This window comes from Nostoc sp. DSM 114161 (genome assembly GCF_052692665.1).
The window spans coordinates 1207505-1226391 of sequence record NZ_CP195141.1; the positions used below are offsets into that span (position 1 = coordinate 1207505).

Annotated in this window: 15 protein-coding genes; 9 read left to right on the forward strand and 6 right to left on the reverse strand. The window is 39.9% G+C overall.

Features of this window, described 5'->3' with window-relative positions:
• Positions 1-58: 58 nt before the first annotated feature.
• On the reverse strand, positions 59-2404 hold the full coding sequence (locus tag NSTC745_RS05265) for a TOMM precursor leader peptide-binding protein (RefSeq protein ID WP_445636204.1): 2346 nt from the start codon (positions 2402-2404) through the stop codon (positions 59-61).
• A 428-nt stretch (positions 2405-2832) separates the two neighbouring features.
• Positions 2833-3033: a hypothetical protein gene (locus NSTC745_RS05270; protein WP_445636205.1), complete on the reverse strand. Its 201-nt coding sequence runs from the start codon at positions 3031-3033 to the stop codon at positions 2833-2835.
• Positions 3034-3543: 510 nt separating this feature from the next.
• Here NSTC745_RS05270 and NSTC745_RS05275 point away from each other — a divergent pair.
• From NSTC745_RS05275 to NSTC745_RS05300, 6 genes are all read left to right on the forward strand, one after another.
• Positions 3544-5676 (forward strand): S8 family peptidase, encoded by a 2133-nt coding sequence (locus NSTC745_RS05275; protein ID WP_445636206.1) that lies wholly within the window; start codon positions 3544-3546, stop codon positions 5674-5676.
• A 9-nt stretch (positions 5677-5685) separates the two neighbouring features.
• A complete protein-coding gene (locus NSTC745_RS05280) occupies positions 5686-7320 on the forward strand; it encodes a PatA/PatG family cyanobactin maturation protease (RefSeq protein ID WP_445636207.1) in 1635 nt (544 codons plus the stop codon).
• Between the two features lie 40 nt (positions 7321-7360).
• Positions 7361-7561 carry a cyanobactin biosynthesis system PatB/AcyB/McaB family protein gene (locus NSTC745_RS05285; RefSeq protein WP_445636208.1) on the forward strand — a complete coding sequence of 67 codons (201 nt, stop codon included), beginning with the start codon at positions 7361-7363 and terminating at the stop codon, positions 7559-7561.
• 170 nt (positions 7562-7731) lie between these two features.
• Positions 7732-8679, forward strand: coding sequence for a DUF5838 family protein (locus tag NSTC745_RS05290; protein ID WP_445636209.1), 948 nt, complete (start codon positions 7732-7734; stop codon positions 8677-8679).
• A 105-nt stretch (positions 8680-8784) separates the two neighbouring features.
• Positions 8785-9684: a LynF/TruF/PatF family peptide O-prenyltransferase gene (locus tag NSTC745_RS05295; protein ID WP_445636210.1), complete on the forward strand. Its 900-nt coding sequence runs from the start codon at positions 8785-8787 to the stop codon at positions 9682-9684.
• 71 nt (positions 9685-9755) lie between these two features.
• Entirely contained in the window at positions 9756-9980 is a 225-nt protein-coding gene (locus tag NSTC745_RS05300) for a cyanobactin biosynthesis PatC/TenC/TruC family protein (RefSeq protein ID WP_445636211.1), read from the forward strand.
• 638 nt (positions 9981-10618) lie between these two features.
• Here the strand turns inward: NSTC745_RS05300 and NSTC745_RS05305 are convergent.
• Positions 10619-10882, reverse strand: coding sequence for a hypothetical protein (locus NSTC745_RS05305; RefSeq protein WP_445636212.1), 264 nt, complete (start codon positions 10880-10882; stop codon positions 10619-10621).
• A gap of 322 nt (positions 10883-11204) precedes the next feature.
• Between NSTC745_RS05305 and NSTC745_RS05310 the strand changes: the two genes are divergently transcribed.
• Positions 11205-11579 carry a hypothetical protein gene (locus tag NSTC745_RS05310; RefSeq protein ID WP_445636213.1) on the forward strand — a complete coding sequence of 125 codons (375 nt, stop codon included), beginning with the start codon at positions 11205-11207 and terminating at the stop codon, positions 11577-11579.
• Between the two features lie 190 nt (positions 11580-11769).
• On the opposite strand, the gene NSTC745_RS05315 is transcribed toward NSTC745_RS05310, so the two are convergent.
• On the reverse strand, positions 11770-12279 hold the full coding sequence (locus tag NSTC745_RS05315; protein WP_445636214.1) for a GNAT family N-acetyltransferase: 510 nt from the start codon (positions 12277-12279) through the stop codon (positions 11770-11772).
• Positions 12276-12698, reverse strand: coding sequence for a GNAT family N-acetyltransferase (locus NSTC745_RS05320; RefSeq protein WP_445636215.1), 423 nt, complete (start codon positions 12696-12698; stop codon positions 12276-12278). The genes NSTC745_RS05315 and NSTC745_RS05320 overlap by 4 nt, the downstream gene beginning before the upstream one ends.
• Before the next feature lie 391 nt (positions 12699-13089).
• Here NSTC745_RS05320 and NSTC745_RS05325 point away from each other — a divergent pair, with 391 nt between their 5' ends.
• Together NSTC745_RS05325 and NSTC745_RS05330 are read left to right on the forward strand one after the other, a co-directional pair.
• Positions 13090-13974: an isopenicillin N synthase family dioxygenase gene (locus NSTC745_RS05325; protein WP_445636216.1), complete on the forward strand. Its 885-nt coding sequence runs from the start codon at positions 13090-13092 to the stop codon at positions 13972-13974.
• Positions 13975-14228: 254 nt separating this feature from the next.
• The gene (locus tag NSTC745_RS05330) at positions 14229-15353 is read left to right on the forward strand and encodes an NAD(P)/FAD-dependent oxidoreductase (protein WP_445636217.1); all 1125 of its coding nucleotides are present in this window, start codon (positions 14229-14231) and stop codon (positions 15351-15353) included.
• 802 nt (positions 15354-16155) lie between these two features.
• Here NSTC745_RS05330 and NSTC745_RS05335 read toward each other — a convergent pair.
• Complete coding sequence (locus NSTC745_RS05335) at positions 16156-18846, reverse strand: CHAT domain-containing protein (RefSeq protein ID WP_445636218.1); 2691 nt, start codon at positions 18844-18846, stop codon at positions 16156-16158.
• Positions 18847-18887 lie beyond the last annotated feature (41 nt).

The window sequence follows — 18887 nt, forward strand, 5'->3', positions numbered from 1 at the left end:
AACCCACGGAGGTGGGTTTTGTCTGTGTAGCCGCGATTTCCAATCGCTAAGGTAAGTATTAGATTGGCACTGATATCGGATTCATTTGTTCTTCTGTTAATGGTGTAGATAACCAGCCCATTTTTACAGGAACATCATAGATGCGTTTTGCCCCCATTCTCAGCCAGTAATGTGGCATTTCTGGAACGATAACCTTGGCAACATTTAAGCCGATATCTGGGCGAGTTTTATCCAGTACTAAAGTTTCTAATCCAGCATTTTTGGCAATTTCTACACAAGTCATGACATCTTCATAAATATCATCGCTCCAACGCTGTTGATAATCTTGATATAGTTTTGCTGGAACTGTAGAGTCTGGAACTAAATAAGGCTGATTTTCAATGGTTGCTTTTTTAAACCATTCTCGCATTTCCACAAACTCTTTAGCCACTTCTACACCATCACAAGTAAACCCAACTTGATTGACTTCGGTAACTGCCCGTAAGATGGCAATTTTAGGGTCAAAATGCGTTCCGAAACCCAGGAGAATTGTTTGGTGTTTGCTATCTTTAAGATAAGAGACGGCAACAAAAGTGGGAATGCCTAAATCTGCGGTAATATCAATTACCCACAAGTCACGATTGTTATTTCTGTATAAATCTTGCACTTCCAGCAAATAGGGTTCGTTAAAACTAGCTAAATCAATGGCGGGACGCTTTAAGCGGTTGTACCACCAAATTGCTACGCTATCCCGTTCGACTATTTCAAAGAATCCTTGCAGAATTGCTTCTTCGAGAGTATTACCAGTGGCATCGCCATTAGAGTTGGCGCGACAAAATTCATGGTCTTCGGGGAGAGGATAGCCGTAGTAACAATAAGCCGTGGGAATATATTTGTGGGTTTGCTCGGTTAAAGACCAAACGGGAGTCCATTCAATGACTTTAGTTTCGTCGAAGGGTTGAGGAATCCAATCAAACACCCCACCTCTTTGGTTGAATTCTTCACGATATTCATATTGTTCGGAGCTAAAAAGCGAACACTTTGCTGGGTGGATGGCTTTATCTCCTAACTCGGCTAAAGTGGCACTAATTCGGGGTTCGTCACCTTGGTAGACGCCAGAATAGCGTTCAATGGCTTCACAAAATCCACTGGCTTTTGATTGGGAGTCTGTTTTCCCTTTACCGCTACTTTTGTGCTTGAGATAACGGCGCATTTTTCCTATATTGGAAGCAACTGCAAAGCTATGAACGGCGTTGTATGTATGGTTCAAGCTGTCATTAGGGTCAGAAGCCCGGACTAAGGAAGTGACCACTCCTGTAATAGGACTAATTAGGTGTTGATAGCGATTAACAGTTTGGTCGGGAGACAAAGCACGATGTCCGCCATCGCTGGTAAATTGCTTTTTGCGGCTGCTGAGAACTAAAGGTTGAAAAGCTCGTTCAGTTAATAGATTGGGGTTGCCGCAGCTGGGACATTGGGGACGTAAACTAAGAATGTGGGTTTGGATATCTAAGTTTCTCTGGTCAAAGGTGATAATTTTTCCTTCTAAGGTAGGGAAGGGTGTTGTGTCTTCTACACCTTGTTTAACAATCCATTTAGCAATTTCTGTAGTTGCTAGGTGCAAGGCAGTTTGTAGAGTAGATGGAATTACCGCTGCGGGAGGAGGAAGACATTCAACTACCTCTGACTTTACTCCATTTCCATTTCTTTGCAGCACAGAAGAGTTTGACTCTTGGCTAGGAGAAAGTTGCAATGAATTGTTTTTTTGCTTTAAAACAGAGGCTTCGACTTCTCGGTTAACCCTGAGACGTTGAGCGAGACATTGCCAACAGCCTGTTATTTGAGGTTGAAAGATTGGCCCTAACCAAAGAATTGTACCAACGGGTTTAATTAGCAGCCAAGGTTGATTGGCTTTTAGGGCTATTTGATTGATTTTATTCAGTTGGGGTTGGAGATAGTCATCGGTTAAAACAACTAGCAGAGAATGAGGCGGAAATTCTTGTAATTCTCCATCCCACTTGATAGCTTTGATTCCCACTTCTTCTAAAGCTGTTATTAATGGTTGGGTGGGAAGATTGGCAACTGAAGAAACATAAACTTGGGTTTGCTGCAAACATTGGTAGGCAACTTGGGGTTCTACTTTTAGCAAACCCCAAAAGGCAACTGCTTCTGGAGTAAGTTGGGGGATGGCTTCAGTTAGGTAGCCTCTGGCTTGCAAGCGTTCTAGAGCATAGTCAATGTGACTGGGATCTACTTGCAGTTTATTGATAATTTCATCAACGGTATAGTTGCCGTTGAGGAGGGGAATTAGTTGGCAGTAAAGTTCTCCGGTAAGGGCATGGGTCGAAGACTCACTTAATAAATAGACGTGCTTGGGTTCGATAATTTCAGCACGAAAATGGGGTTTTATTTGGAGAATTTTCATATTAGTATTTTTATGTTACAAGGGCTTGTTTATGATTTAGAAATTTATTAGTTAACTCAGGTGTAGAAGTAATATTTTTTAACGCAGAGGGACGCAGAGTTAAACGCAGAGGTACACAGAGGTTTACTTAGCCTAATTTCATTAGTGATTTACTCAGAGGCTCTACTAGAGAGTAAATTTTATCAGAGAAGACAAACCCAAGCCAATCTTACTAAGATAGTAAGCATTTGCCAAGGGTTTGTTTCTCTAAATAGTTTTATTCACTTTAAACTGATATGAGAACTCAGACAACTTACTCGTTAAAAGTGTTATTAGACGAGTTAGTGACGTAGCCGACCTATCAGTTTATTGGTACTAATAAAGTACTCAAATGAAGTGAAAAAACTTTTCAACTCTTAAGCAAATTGATATATCTGCTTTTGAGCTAATTACACACCACTGGTTGGGAAAGAAGGAGATACACCACCGTCTCCACCACCGTATTGAGAAGCGTTTACACCGCCAACTCCTACGCCACCAGTTGTCAACTCTTCTTCTGATAAGTCGAGTTGGATACCGGGCATAACACGTACTGTAGGTTCAGAAAGTTTGGGTTGCAAACGAGTTTGCTTTTGATTTTCTGGTTTCATGAGAGATTTCTCCTAATGAAGTAAATCGAATAAAAAGTTTCTCCAAAAGAAAGTTGATTTAAGAAAATTCTTCAGCAGAAACTTTTAATTTCTTATATCACGATGAACAAGCCTTAGCAATAAGCCTTTTTTAAGAAATATTTTGAATTGGTTTTCTTAACTGTCTTAACTGTCCGCTAAAAACTTCCTTAACTGTCTTAACTGTCTTAACTGTCTTAACTGTCCGCTAAAAATTTCCTTAACTGTCCTAACTGTCCGCCAGAAATAGCTGATTTTTGTAACGATACTTAATAAATTTATTTTTTATATTTTTTAGCAATTTAGCTATTGATTTTTGGTGACAATAGTCATATATAATTTTTCAATCTAGAAAAAATAGCTTGAGTGCGATCGCTATTTCTAATCGATCGACTATAAAGTTTTCTATTGAAATTACTTAAGTAATAAGAAAATGCTCAAACTAATTTGTTTGAAATTCTCTAAACTCTAAAACTTTTTTGCGACTACCTCATGTCTAAAGTCAAGATAATCCCTGGACTGACACATCTGTGGGAGCAAACACTGGGCAAACCGGAAATTTGTGTAGCGGTGTTAGATGGGTTAGTCGATCGCTCTCATCCCTGTTTCCAGGGAGCCGATTTGAGAGAACTTCCCAATATGGTAGAGCGTGTCCCCAACCCAGAAGGGCTGATGCATCGACATGGAACTCATGTTGCCAGTGTAATTTTTGGGCAGCATGGCTCACCAGTTGAAGGAATAGCACCTCGATGCAAAGGGTTGATTCTTCCCATCTTTTCTGACAAAGGTCGGAGTTTATCTCAACTAGATCTGGCACGAGCAATCGAACAAGCAGTCAATTCCGGGGCACACATCATTAATCTTAGTGGTGGGCAGCTGGCTGACTACGGTCAGGCGGATGGCTGGTTGGAAAAAGCTGTGGCTTTATGTAAAGAGAATAATGTTTTACTGGTGGCCGCAGCTGGCAATAACGGCTGTGAATGTTTGCACGTCCCCGCCGCGCTACCGGCTGTGTTGGCAGTGGGAGCAATGGACGATCGCGGCCAGCCCATTGATTTTAGTAACTGGGGCGATACGTATCAAACTCAAGGCATTCTTGCACCTGGCGAAAATATTTTGGGGGCGAAAGCCGGAGGCGGAATCAAAGAGTGGACTGGCACAAGCTTTGCTACCCCCATTGTCTCAGGAGTCGCAGCGCTGTTATTGAGTTTGCAGCAGCAACGTGGAGAAAAACCCGACCCCCAAAAAGTTAGAGACGCTATTTTACAAAGTGCTATACCCTGCGAACTAAAAAACCAAGGCGATCGCCCCCGCTGTTTAGTCGGCAAACTAAATATTCTTGGCGCAATAGAAAAACTCAAAGGAGGAAAAATGTCACAAGGACAAGAGGCCTTAACCGCCTCCGGTTGTGGATGCGGAGGTATTAGCAAGGGCGATTCTTTATACCCCATAAATTATATGAATCATTCAGCAGCAGCAGATAGTGGCACATCGCCTTCAGAAGTAGCGAGTTCCGAGTTTGACGGTGTGATGGAATCTGCACCAGCGGAAGCATCAACACCCGCCTTAGCCTCTGTTGGTGGTGCCACCGCAAACGCAACTTCTACGGAAGCAGCATCTATATCCAACCCAAATGTTGCTTATAACGCGGCTTTACCCAATCCAGCGGATGTTGCTACTTTTCAAAACCTTTTGCAATCCTACATAACATCACAAAATCCACCTATGTCTTATCCTGTTGCTTCCTCTGTCACTGCTAGCCAAGCTCCCAGCGATATTAATCCTGAAACTTTAGTTTACGCTTTAGGTACATTGGGTTATGACTTTGGTACTGAAGCCAGACGAGATTCTTTCAAACAATTGATGCCTGGGATTAGCATTGATAATACAGGCGTGCCAGCAAATCCCTATGACGCTCGCCAAATGGTTGATTATTTGGCAGAAAATCCCTCCGAAGGTAAATCTTTAATTTGGACGCTCAACTTAGAGCTAACTCCAATTTATGCCATTGAACCCAAAGGAGCTTTTGCTAGAGATGTCTACGGGGTTTTACAAGAACTGCTGTCTGGGCAAATTCAACCAGAAGATGACCCAGAATATGTAGAACGTGTTAGCATTCCCGGACTTTTAACTGGACGCACTGTTAAATTATTTTCTGGGCAATATGTTCCGGTAATTGAACCACAAAATACGCGGGGACTATATGGTTGGAAGGTCAACACCTTAATTGGTGCTGCCTTAGATACAATCGGCACTCAAGTAGGAGTACCACAAGAAGAGAATGTTCGCAGAACCTTGGGTGGCTTCCTCAACCGGATTTATTATGATTTCCGCAATTTGGGAACCACTTCTCAAGACCGCGCTTTGAATTTTGCCACTACTAATGCTTTCCAAGCAGCGACAACCTTTGCTCAAGCAGTGGCGGAAGGAATGGAACTCGATACCATCACCGTTGAAAGAAGCCCCTTCTGTCGGAAGGATAGTGATTGTTGGGATGTAAAGTTGAAGTTCTTCGACCCAGAAAACAACCGTCGAGCCAAAAAAGTCTTCCGCTTTACCATTGATGTTAGCGATTTAATTCCTGTTACTCTGGGCGAAGTCCGTACTTGGTCGAGTGCTTACTAATTATTTAATATGCAATTTTTGACCAGTAACCAAACCCATGCACCACCTGATAACCACTGGCAAAAGCAGCGTCAGTTGTATAACTTGGCACGCTTTAACCAAAACAAGGATATCACCGATAGTTGGGTGCGATCGCACAATCTAAATTTAGCCAAACAAGCCGGAATCAAACCAGGGAATTATATTCTTGATGCTGGTTGTGGGGTGGGAATTCCGGCGCTGCAAATTGCTCAAGAGTTCCCAGGAATCAGAATTGAAGGCATTACCTTATCCCAAACCCAAGCCCAAGATGCTCGGCAACGGGTACAAGCATCGGGATTAGGCGATCGCATTCAGATTCGGGTAGGTGACTTTAATTACCTGCCCTTCCCCAATGGAGTATTTGATGTCGCGTTTTTTAATGAGAGCGTTAAATACTCTAAAAACCTAACTCAGGCGTTAGCAGAGGTCTACCGGGTGCTGCGTCCGGGAGGTCACTTATACATTACCGATTTGGTTAGCCAAGAACTGCCCTTAACTGAGCAACAGCAGCGAGAATTGGCAAAGTTGAATCAGGATTTAATTTGCCATATTTATCCTATTAGTGAATTAGCAAAAGCAGGACAACAAGCAGGTTTTCAAAATATTGAGTTTGGGGATTTCACTAAACAGTTGCCTACAGGGGATATGAGGAAGCTGTGGCTGCTAAATCCTGCTGCTAATTTGCCAGTTTATTATGGAGAAATTAAAGCTAGTAAAGCTGTAGCCTCTCAAATCACCCCAAGTCAAAAGCTAGAAGTTCCCATTCAAACCCGAACTAGTCGTTTGGTTTATGCACTGGGTACTGTAGGCTATGACTTTGGAAGTGAAGCACGGCGAGACTCCTTTAAACAACTAATGCCTGGGATTGCAATTGATGGCACAGTAGTTCCAGCCAATCCTTACGATGCCCGTCAGGTGGTAGATTATTTGGTAGATAATCCAACAGAAGCAAAATCTCTAATTTGGACGTTGAATTTAGACTTAACTCCAATTTATGCGATCGAACCCATTGAAGCTTTTGCTGATGATGTTTATGAAACCTTACAATTGCTGTTAGCCGGACAAATAGAACCGGAAGACAGCGATAATTACATCGAACGGGCAAGTATCCCAGCAAGACTGACAAATAGAACAGTTAAGCTATTTTCTGGGCAAATTGTTCCGGTGATTGAGCCAGAAAATATCCGGGGGATGTATGGTTGGAAAATTAATAGCCTGGTGGATGCTGCTTTAGAGACATTAGAAACAGAAGGTGAAACACTAGAGGTACAAAGAGCAAGAGTGCAGCGTACTTTAACTAGTTTCCTTAACCGCATCTATTACGACTTGCGAAACTGGGGGCAAACTGACAGGGATAGGGCGCTGAATTTTGCAGCTACTAACGCTTTTCAAGCAGCTTCTACTTTTAAAGAAGCAGTGGCGGCGGGTCTGGAACTCGACAGCATTGAAATATATAAAAGCGCTTACTGTCGGTATGATAGCAACTGTTGGGACGTGAAATTGAAGTTTTTTGACCCAGAAAGTAGCCGTCGGGCAAGAAAAATCTTCCGTTTCACTATTGATGTTCGCGAGATCATGCCTGTCACGTTGGGCGAAGTGCGTTCTTGGGCTGCACCCAAATAAGCTAGATTATTTATCAAGCAAATATTAACTTTGGACAACTATGAGATTACCAAAACTTGCTCCTCCAGTGAAAAGACCGGATATCATTTATCCGCACCGCTCTGTGGATGTAATTAATGGCAGAGTAGAAGATTTAGTTGGCATTCGCATGGATTTATTACATGGAGCTAACTATAACGATCCTCCAGCTTTTAATTACAGTGCTTGCTCTCAATCTGGTTATGGATGTGGCGGTTGGTGAATTTAAGAACAATAGTGATTTAATCACCCCAAATCTCGTTTTGTAGGGTGTGTTATCGCCAAGCGCGTAACGCACCATCAGAGATTTGCGGTGCGTTAGGACTAACGTCCATAACGCACCCTACCAAATCTAAATCTTTGACTCTAAAAAAATATTTTTTAGGGTGGGTAATGGCTACCCAAGCTTTCACATATCGGCAAGGCAAAAAATCAATTATGGTGACTTATAAACCGATTCAAGTTGATAGCGAACCGTACTTAGAATACCTTGAAAAACATAAACGCGCATTTGACATTTATGAAGACTTGTATCCCCTGAAGTTTTTTGAGGATTTCGTACAAGTTGAGGCTAGACAAGGAGGTATGTTTCGCTGCGGGTGTAATGTAACTAAAGATGAATTGTCTCCGGCTCGGTTCGCTCTTTTCTTTCCTACACAAGACGATTTGCAACTGCTTCACAACCCCCAACAGCAACTCGAAGCAGCCTTTGATTTCTTTCGTAAAGTGGAAGGTCGAGCAGAAGTCAAGGTCAATTATCATCTGCTTGAAAAGTTTTTTGGTAAGAATCCTGATTTTCGAGGCATTTATTTTATTGCTGTGGGTGTAGATGCACAGACAGAAATTAGTGAATCCCGCTTAAAGCTGTTTATTCACCTGCATGATGCCCCCGATAAAATAGAATCCGCCATTGCTGTGTCTGGTGATAGCCCAACATTGCGAGCATTCTTAGTCAACAATGATTTATTAGTAGGTTTTGACTTTTATTTAGATGGACGCAGTGAAATCGAGGTTTATCCAACTATCTATCAAGAAGAGTTGCAACGGCCTGATATCCAAAGTAGAATTCTACCGCTTTTACCTCCGCGTGCTTTACCGTTACTAGAGCAATGTGAAGTCTTGCAAGTCGGCATTAGTCCGGCGAATAAAAGCAATATTCTCTACTTTGATTTCATTCGCGATCCCAATACGTTTATCGATAATCTTGGTAATGAGATGGCAAAAAAAGTTCATGCCTATTACCGCCATCAACCTGTCAGACATCTACTAGTTGGTATTTCTGAGAAAGACTTATACGCTCCGTCAATTGAGAAGGTGAAGCTTTATTACTTCAAAAAGTAATTTATATCCAGACAATTAAATATTAAAAATTTAATAGTAAGTATAAAAAAAATATAGTAAAAATAATATTGAAAAAATCAGATATAGTAAGGCTAAAAATAAATTATGGTGACATATAACCCGATTAAAAATAATAGCGAACGTTACTTAGAATACATTGGTAAACATAAACTTGCTTTTGATATTTACGAAGACCTCTATCCCATTAGACTTTTTGAAGATTTCGCACAAGTTGAGGGTAAAAAAGGAGGTTCATGTTTTATTTTCTCTAATATAGATAAGGATCAATTGTATCCAGGTCGCTTCGGCTTGAGTTTTCCTTCACAAGAAAAAGCCCAACTGTTCTACAATCCTCAACAGCAACTCCAAACAGCCCTTGACTTCTTTGAGAAAGTAGAAAGCCGACCAGAAATTAAGCTCAATTACCACCATATTCAGCAATTTTTTAATAATTCTGATTTTCAAGGTATTATTTTGATGGGTGTTGCCATAGATGCCCGTACAGTAATTACTGACTCGCGTCTAAAGCTGTATATTTGGCTCAGAAATGCTCCTGAAAAAGTAGAAAAAGCTATTGCGTTGTGTGGTGATAGCCCAACATTGCGGGCATTTTTAGTTAGTGATACACTCCAAGTAGGTTTTGACTTATTTTTGAATGGTCAAAGTGAAATAGAGGTTTATCCAATTATCAGTCAAGATGAGTTACAGCAGGTTCATATTCGTAATCGAATAATCCCACTTTTACCCCCTCGTGCTTTACCGCTACTAAATCAATGTGAAGTTTTTCAAGTAGGTTTTAGTCCCGCTAATGAAAGTAATATTCTCTATTTTGATTATGTTCGCGACCCTAATAGCTTTGTCGATAATCTAAACAATGAAATGACTAAAAAAGTTCATGCTTATTATCGCCATCAGCCTATTAAATCTTTGACAGTAGGCATTCCCGAACACAACTTTTATGGACGGGCAATTGAGCATGTGAAACTATATTATGATATGAAGTAATATTTGTCATTCTAAATAAGAGCAAGCTTGTCCAAATAATCTAAAAAATCAAATCGGGAGACTGAATTATCATGGCTAAGAAGCAGCAAACCCCAGAAAACTCAGAACCAACTCCAATAACACCTCCAGTAGTACCTCCAACAACACAGTCAGAGGCAATTCCTAAACAAGTTGAATCTCATTTGTTGGCAACTGGTTTAGAAGACTACGGTTTTTGGTGGCAAGAAATGTTAAAAGCACAAGCCACTTCAGACAAAGAACGGAAACCTTTCCGCCGGGGTCGGATTTGGGCTTAAATGGCGAGTGGGAGAAGCCGCAATTGTAGACGCGATTAATTGCGTCTCTACGGAATGGGTGAAGGCGAAAAAATATGATAGCTCTGATTCCTCGTCTGGTGCGTTGTACTTAGCGGCAACGCACCTTACTTTTGTAAAGTTACTTAAGTGCGATCGCCATTCTACTTTGGCAACTTGCAATATCCATTCACCAACTTTGAAATAATTTTTGGCAAAAACTCATCCATCTATAAGCCCAAAAAAATCGGTTCTAGAACAACTTAAGTTGAGCTTATACATGGACATGTTTTTCTCGAAATTTGTCTCTTTGTATAAATAAAACTAAAGTGGTTCTAGAACGACTAATTTTTTATTTATACAAAGTACTCGAATGATAAGTCAAAAAGAATTTTTTCTCGAACGACTTATTGTTAATTTATAAATGAACACGTTTTTGTCGTTCTGACACCTTCTGAAGGGACAAATCAACATGTTTTTGTCGATCGCGCATGTTTTTGAGTGAGTAGAACTCTTGCATAAATCGAAAATAAAAACCCCACCCCGCCAAAGCTACGCTTTGTCTCCCCTCCCCTTAGCAAGGGGAGGGGTTGGGGGTGGGGTGCGTTGTCGCAAAGGACAACACACCATCTAAATATGTGCTATTGGATTAAAGTCTGACGGATTAAAATACTCATTACCTCGTCTGGGTTCTCGGTTGGTAATAATGGACTCCAGTCACCAGTGGTTGCGTAGCCAATTACTTGCAAATAGTGGATTGTACTGGTGACGGCTTTCGGAGAACCGATTAATACGTGTTTAATTCGTTTTCTTTTAGGTAATGGGTTTTGTGAAGATCCATCGCTGGCGGGTGGGTGATTTTCGCCGGAGTGTTGATTTTCTAGAAAATTTTCTTCTTGTGCCATGATTGTATTTATCTCCCAGAATGGGGGTTTAGGGAAAGGCGATCGCAGACTCCTGGCCGAGGGCGATCGCCTTTCTTATTTGTATATTAAAGTATAATTTTATACTTGTAAATACTTTAGTTCAAAAAATATTGCAATTGCAATGCAGTAATTTGATTTTTGAAACAACACTATACAAACCAAAAAGCTTACTTTTTCACTGCTTATTGCCCATTGCCTATTGCCTCCTGTCTATTTACACAAAATTTGTGGATTTTGCTGAGCCAAAATTCAATTTGAATGGGGCATAGTAATTTTATAAACCTCAAAAGGTAGTATATATATGTCTCAGAAAAAACGCGCATCTCGCGTTCTAGAAAATGCTGAGTTAAAAATTTCTGGACTCAAAGCCATAAATAGCAGTCTGGATATTGGAGATGATTACAACATCACAAAATTCACGCAATTAATTGAAGAGTTACGCGCCAAATTAGAAAATCATAATACTATTCTTAGAACGATCGACTCTTCCAAACTCGAAGTTGAAGAGTTAGAAAAAAATTTGGCAATTTACTGTGAGAATCTGCTGACGGGGATTGCTTTTAAATACGGTAAAGACAGCCGTGAATATGAAATGGCTGGTGGAGTTCGTAAAAGTGAAATTCTGCGTAAAAGTAGAGCAACTCGCTTAAAAAATGCTACTCAAAAAGGATCTTAAGAGAGTTTTTGATTTGTATGGTGCGTTATAACGTTTCACTTTTAGATGAATACGAATACTTTGATTTATTGAGTTAAGTGTAGGAATACAGGTAGGGTGTGTTATGCCGTAGGCTAACGCACCAAAACCTTGAGATGGTGCGTTAGACGTTCCGTCTAAGACACCCTACATATACTGTTCCTTACGTTTACTAAACTTCATTAAAAGCTGGCGGATAAATAACTTTCCCCTTATACCTTTCGCGATAATTTTGCAGGGGTTTAACCATAAAAAATTCTTCTGGTACTGGAAAGGGAGATTCGATTCCATAAATCACAGAAGTCTGAAAGCCAAAGCGAGTATAAAATTCTGGATGGCCTAATACAATTACTACGGCTTCTTTGTTTGCTTCGGCTATTTCTAACCCTGCTTTGATTAATGCGCTGCCAATTCCTTGTCTTTGAAACTGGGGATGAACTGCCAAAGGTGCTAAACCGAGTACTTTTAATGTTTCTTCATTCACTAGGTCAATATAGCTAAATAAAATGTGACCGACTACCATGCGTTCAATTTCAGCAACTAGCGAAAGTTCTGGAATATAACGCTCAGAATTACGAATTTGTTCTATAAATTTCGCTTCGCTATCTTGACCAAAGGCTAATGTATTTATCTGGGCTATTGCTGGGTAGTCTGCTACAGTTTCACGGCGAATATTTATCATTTTAAAACCAATTCCATAAAAATCCACTTTGCTCGATATTCTAAGGGAATTTCTGTTTTTTCTAAATACGGCTCGATATCCTGAAAGCCAAGTACACGATATAGTGCTTGTGCTTCCTTTGCATAAGGCGTGGTGTCTAAGCGAAGTTTGGAGTAACCAATATTAGTAGCTTCATTGATAATAGTGTGTAATAATGCTCGACCTATTCCTTTGCGGCGGAATTCTGGCTTGACATACATCCTTTTAATTTCGCCAATATCTTGATTAATCTTTCGCAAGCAAAGACAACCAGCTATTTTTTCTTCGTATTGTCCTAAAAGCAAGCGTCCTGAAGGTGGTACAAATTCATCGAGTTGGTTTAAATATTGCTGGGAAAATGTATTAACGTCTATATTAATGTTAAAATTTTGTTTAAACATTAATTTACTTTCATTAAAATAGTCGAAAAACAATTCTTTTATATTAGATTTATGTTCTTCAGTTTCTACGAGTATAATTTTGAGCAAAGTTTGTACCTCCGTTAAATCAGACTACAACAGATTGCAATTTTGTGAGTTACAGATCGTTATAAGGGTACAACATGTTGCATACGTGTCAACTTAACGTGAAACCCTGATGAAAACGTGATGAGCGAGTTCTATTCAATTACCATCAAGAGCCGTGTTCCCCCACCCCGGCTTTGCTGACGCAAAACCTCCCCTCCCCTTGCCAAGGGGAGGGGTAAAACGCTTGTGGGATAAGTGTTTGAACTTAAATTGACATGTATGAACATGTTGTGCCTCTAACCGTGTACTATATCTTGAATAATTGATGGTTACAATTCCTGTAATTGATTTGGCTAATTTCACCAATGGCAATGCAACAACTCGGCAAGCTGTGGTGAAACAAATTTATCACGCTTGTCATGAAATCGGTTTTATGTATTTGCAAAATTCGGGAATCTCAAAAGACTTGGTATCGCAAGTATTTAATTACAGCAAATCTTTCTTCAATTTACCTTTAAAAATTAAGCAAAGGCAAGCTTGGAGTGATGAATTTAATAATACAGGATATGTTGCTATTGAGAGAGAACGTCTTGACCCGAATAAACCAGGTGACTTAAAAGAGGCGTTTAATATTAGCAAAGAAGGCGCTGTGGGGATGGATGGTTGTATTGTAGATTTTTATGATAGTTGCACAGAATTGACTAACACAGTTTTGCAAACATTTGCTTTGGCGTTGGAATTGCCAGAAGATTTTTTTACAATGAGGCACAGCCAACACAATCATACCTTGCGATCGCTCCACTATCCCCCATTGCAAACACCACCAAAACCCGGACAAGTTCGTGCAGGGGAACATTCCGATTATGGCAGTATTACTTTACTTTTCCAAGATGAAGTCGGCGGTTTAGAGATACGAACAACAGCAGGAGAATGGATTGGAGCGCCTGCAATTCCTGATACTGTTATAGTTAACACTGGTGATTTGATGCAGAGGTGGACAAATCATGTGTTTTGTTCGACTCAGCATCGGGTAATGATTCCCAACGATGATAGAGTAAACCAGTCTCGCTATTCTATTGCTTTTTTCTGCCATCCCAATGATGATGTAGAAATTGCTTGTTTGGAGAGTTGCCAAAAAGAACAATCGCCCATTTATTCCCCCATCCTTGCGGGAGAATATCTTTTACAACGGTTACAAGCAACATATTAAACAGAATTCAGAATTCAGGAGTCAGAATTCAGAAGGAATTGCAGTTTGAGTGGCGAATAAATAAACAGCGAACACCGCAGCAAATCTATATATACTAGGGAACAGGGAACGGCGTTGCTGATTTTATTTATGAAAACGATTGTACGTGATATCAAAATCCTTGTAGAGACGTTGCAATTGCTAGTCTCTACATCTGCTCCACACAGACTAATTCTGAATTCTCAATTCTGAATTCTGAATTCTTTGGTCTTATTATGAAAACTTACGACTGGATTGTGGTTGGTGGTGGAATTACGGGTGCTACGCTTGCTTATGAATTAAGTAAGGCAGGCTTTAGCGTACTTTTGGTGGAAGAATATGAAACACCAGAGAATGCAACTCGCTATAGTTATGGTGGGCTTGCTTATTGGTCAGGTACTAGCCCAGCAACTCGGCAATTGTGTAAAGAAGCGATCGCTCGCTATCATATCCTATCTCAAGAGTTAGATGCTGATATCGAATTTCGGGAATTAGATTTATTACTGACGATTTCAGCAGGTAGTGACCCAAAGGCGATCGCTGCATTATATAGTAATTGTGCTGTTGTACCGCGTTTACTCACCCCAGAAGCAGCTGGCGAACTAGAACCGCTAATAAATCAACAAGCCATATCTGGCGCTTTAACTGTTAAACACGGTCATATTCATCCCCAAAAAACTGCACAAGCTTATATTCAAGCTTTTTTGCGTAGTGGAGGTGAAGTGCAAGTTAACAAAGTATTGCAGATATTGGAAAACGGCGTACAAACCACCAATGCAACTTACCACAGTGCAAATGTCGTCATCTGTGCGGGTGGACTTAGCCGCCAACTATTAAAATCAGCTGGTATTGCTTTTAAGATATATTTTACCCACGCAGAAATAATTGAAACTGCACCAGTCGATCTTAGGTTACGCACCTTAGTTATGCCAGCAAATGGGCAACGGTTTCAATTAGAAGCACAATCTACTCAAGTTGAACGATTGTGGGATGAACCGGGAAACGAACCAGTACCAGCAATTTTAGATGCCGGTGCAATTCAGTTTCAAGATGGTAGCTTGCGTTTGGGTCAAATTAGCCGCGTTCTTACAGATCCTAATGCTGAGGTAAACTCACAGGCAAGCGAACGATGGTTGCGAGAAAGTGTTGGGGAAATTTTACCAGCTTTGGGGAATTTACCAGGAACTTGGCATCATTGCTTAGTGGCATTTAGTAACAATCAAATTCCTTTCATTGGTGCTATTCCTGGATTTGAAAACATTCATGTGTTTTCTGGATTTAGCAACCCGCTTGTTATCGTACCACCCTTAGCAGAGCGTTTTGCTAAATTTGCAGCTGGCAAGGAAGATAAAATTATATAAGCTAGATGTTGAAGAAGAATTCAGAAGTCAGAATGGGCTACGCCCCGCTGCGCTAACAGAAATCAGAATCAATTGAGCAAGCTAAAAAATTCGCTTCAGTTAACGTATATTCCTCGAAGATCCCCCCAACCCCCCTTAAAAAGGGGGGCTGTATCATTCGTTGTTGTTGGAGATTTGTTAAAAGGATAATCTTACGCAAAGGCGCAAATAAAAATCGCATATTTGGTTGAAGGCGCAAAAATTTTTTAATGTAATTGTACGCTTGCTCTCAATTTTTATCTCTTTGAATCTTGCAATTTTACCTACAGCAGATTGCAACTTGATGAGGTACAGATAATCGTAGGGGCACAATATATTGCATACGTGTCAACTTAACGTGAAACCCTGATAAAAACGTAATGAGCGAGTTCTACTCACTTACCATTAAGATCCGCGTTACCCCACCCCGGCTTTGCTGGCGCAAAACCTCCCCTCCCCTTGCTAAGGGGAGGGGATTGAGGGGTGGGGTAAACGGCTGTGGAACAAAGCTTTGGGTTTAAGTTGACACCAATGAATATATTGTGCCCCTACCCGTGTACTTCATTTACCCGAAATACGCTGTATTTTAGGAAATGAAACAGCCCTGCCTTAAAAAGGCTTGCTCACAACCTTCTTTTACCCCCTTAAAAAGGGGGTCGCCGTAGGCGGGGGGATTTTAACTGAACCTTATTGAGTTAAAATGTGGAATATAGGACTCATATTTGATTTTTGAAACGTAATAGCGTATCAATTTTCATAAATCAAATCAGACTCCTATAGCCGATTACAGCCAATTTCCAATAATAATAAATGGTGCCCAATAATAAGGGTGATTATATTTGATGTCAGTTACCGTTTCTTTGGCATTAATCAGTTTTAATTGGGCGCTTTGTAAAGCTTGTGCTTTACTCATTTTTGATTCGCGTAACTTACTATAAAACTCTGCTACTAAATTGGCTGTAGACTCATCCCCCACAGACCATAATGAAGCCATTGCACTTTTCGCACCAGCTTGTAATGCTACACCCGCTAACCCTAAGGTTGACCTATCATCGCCAACTGCTGTTTGACAAGCGGTGAGTGCTAATAATTCAACTAAGTTAGAACTATTACTAGTTTCACGCAGCAATTTTTCAAGTTGGTTAATTGTGAGTTTGTCATTATTTCCTGTGACTAAGAATGTATCTTCGGGAATTGTGCCGAATTGGGCGTGGGTTGCAACGTGAATAATTGGGTAGGCTGTGTTTTGAATTTCTTTTTCTAAATTACTAACTGTAAACTCTTGATTTTCTAGCTTTTTAGTATTTGCAAATTGTTCTTGGAGTATCTTAATTTCTAACGGAACATTTGTTAAGGGATCGAATAATCGATTATCGATTTTCGCTTCTTGACTGACAGCTAATACTAAAGCTCTACTCGATCTAATATTGACTTTTTGTGTTGAGGTTAATTGTAAGCTGGGAGTAGTGGCGATCGCATATTTTTCAATCAAATATTTATTGTCTTTTTTGTCATAAAGTGCAGCCATCGGCACATTACGCAAAAAGCTATCTTGGATAAATACTAAAGTTTTAACTTTCTGAGTATTTAAATCTTCTTCAAAGGGGCGAATAATTAATTCATAAAGATTTGCCGCATCTTTAGTATTATAATTAATATCTCGCTCGCCTCTAGTTAAGCCCTCACGGAAGTTATTAATTTCTTTCCTCAAAGTCTCCCGGCTTTTATCTATCCATTCCAAACGTCTCTCTTGATTGGGTAAAATTAAGATAAACCCTGTCTTATCTTTGAAGACTATTGAACTAATAAATGCAGTATTGTCTGCTACGACTTCGGTGACGTTATTATTATTAATCCCACTTAAAATACAATCATTACCAAAATAATTTTGGATTTCTGCTAGCCTGAGGGAATTTATTGTAGTTAAGGCAGCATTTAAATTTGGGCTACTAAGTTGTTTATTACTAGTATTATTTGCTGAAGCAACTTCTAATTGCAGTTGTGCTAGCTGGCGATAAACTGGCTCGATGATATCACGAAAATCAAATTGAAAATCTCGGTCTGCAATGAGAATGTCGTTGCGTAATTGTTCTAGTGTAGTGTACGCTCGTTGATAAAAAGGAAGTGCCTCATTATTTTTATTCTGTGCTTCTAAAATTCTTCCCGCTTGCCATTCCCATAAATATAAGCTATCTTTAGCTTTTAATTTTTGATCTGCTAGCCAAATAGCTTTATTAGTTAATTCCCAAGCTAGTTGAAGATTTTTTTCTTGACATTCATAGAAGTGACCAAGCACCCCTAAAGCATAAGATTCAGAACGGGAATCTTGCAGCCTTTGAGAAACTTTGATAGCTCGATCTAGTAATTCCTTGGCTTGGGAGTTTGCTAATTTTGGCTTTGCGAAACATTGAGTTAATGGTGAAGTTAATTCTTCATCAACAGTAGGCAAATTTGCTAAATCGATCGCTGCATATACTTTATTAACAGAATCAGGTAATCTATCCAACAGTTCTAAAGCTTCTTGGATATTTGCGTCTAATTGATTCTGAGGTATTAAACCGATGGTTTTCGAGTGATAAAAAAGCTGAATCAGATTGAGCAGACTGCGGATTTCACCAGATTTATTATCTTGTTGGCGAGCTTCTTTGAGGCTTGATTGAAAATATGTCAGTGCTTGCTGATAATCATTGTTTGCTTTTTGCTGGAACTCGCTAGCTTTATCAACACTTTGTTGTTGAGCAGATTTGGCGCGTAAACTCCAAAGTTGGGCGCGGCTAGCGCGAGCATTTCCTAAACTATTGAGGATGGCAAAATTGTATGTTTGATTATTCGTCTTTTTAGCAGCTTCGAGATATTGAATTGCTATATCATAATTGCCTCGCAGCCGATAAGCTTCACCAAGACTTCCTAACGCTGCAATTTCTCCTGTTTTATCTTGTTGCTGCAAAGCTATTTGTAATGCACTACCTTGCTGACACGCCAGGTTTTCGATATTTTTGGCATCAACACCACATAAAAAAATAATTGCCTTTTCTGTTTGCCCAAAATTACTATAAGCTTGCGCTATCTCTGTTAATATCCGCCCTACTTTTTGCCAGTTTTGTTGAGAACGATAGTAATTATTCACTTTCTCCCAATAATTCAGGGCTTGCTCGTTTTGACCCAATTGTTGATAAGTTCGGGCTAAATTTTCATTGGCGATCGCCACATTATTATAGTTCTTCTTTTGTGTATATAACTCTAAGGCTGCTTCCCAGGATTGAATCGCAGCACGAAAGTTTCCTGCTTTATAGCTTTCGACACCTTTGTTAATCAATTCATCGGCATTGGGAGTTTGAGCTTGCACTAACTTACCGACACTTATTTGTGAGGTTGTCAACTGCACATTATTCAACCACACACAAAACGTGAAACTCACAAAAAATAAAACTGTTAACCAATAATGAGTATTTGATTTATAAAATTTTTTAGCCACGATTAAATATTTGTTGATAGAGATTAAAAATAGCCTTATCA

Coding starts and splice junctions, on each gene's coding strand:
- NSTC745_RS05300 (WP_445636211.1), top strand. CDS start 9,756: ATGGCTAAGAAGCAGCAAACCCCAGAAAACTCAGAACCAACTCCAATA.
- NSTC745_RS05310 (WP_445636213.1), top strand. CDS start 11,205: ATGTCTCAGAAAAAACGCGCATCTCGCGTTCTAGAAAATGCTGAGTTA.
- NSTC745_RS05285 (WP_445636208.1), top strand. CDS start 7,361: ATGAGATTACCAAAACTTGCTCCTCCAGTGAAAAGACCGGATATCATT.
- NSTC745_RS05315 (WP_445636214.1), bottom strand. CDS start 12,279: ATGATAAATATTCGCCGTGAAACTGTAGCAGACTACCCAGCAATAGCC.
- NSTC745_RS05265 (WP_445636204.1), bottom strand. CDS start 2,404: ATGAAAATTCTCCAAATAAAACCCCATTTTCGTGCTGAAATTATCGAA.
- NSTC745_RS05270 (WP_445636205.1), bottom strand. CDS start 3,033: ATGAAACCAGAAAATCAAAAGCAAACTCGTTTGCAACCCAAACTTTCT.
- NSTC745_RS05295 (WP_445636210.1), top strand. CDS start 8,785: ATGGTGACATATAACCCGATTAAAAATAATAGCGAACGTTACTTAGAA.
- NSTC745_RS05305 (WP_445636212.1), bottom strand. CDS start 10,882: ATGGCACAAGAAGAAAATTTTCTAGAAAATCAACACTCCGGCGAAAAT.
- NSTC745_RS05280 (WP_445636207.1), top strand. CDS start 5,686: ATGCAATTTTTGACCAGTAACCAAACCCATGCACCACCTGATAACCAC.
- NSTC745_RS05330 (WP_445636217.1), top strand. CDS start 14,229: ATGAAAACTTACGACTGGATTGTGGTTGGTGGTGGAATTACGGGTGCT.
- NSTC745_RS05325 (WP_445636216.1), top strand. CDS start 13,090: ATGGTTACAATTCCTGTAATTGATTTGGCTAATTTCACCAATGGCAAT.
- NSTC745_RS05275 (WP_445636206.1), top strand. CDS start 3,544: ATGTCTAAAGTCAAGATAATCCCTGGACTGACACATCTGTGGGAGCAA.
- NSTC745_RS05320 (WP_445636215.1), bottom strand. CDS start 12,698: ATGTTTAAACAAAATTTTAACATTAATATAGACGTTAATACATTTTCC.
- NSTC745_RS05290 (WP_445636209.1), top strand. CDS start 7,732: ATGGCTACCCAAGCTTTCACATATCGGCAAGGCAAAAAATCAATTATG.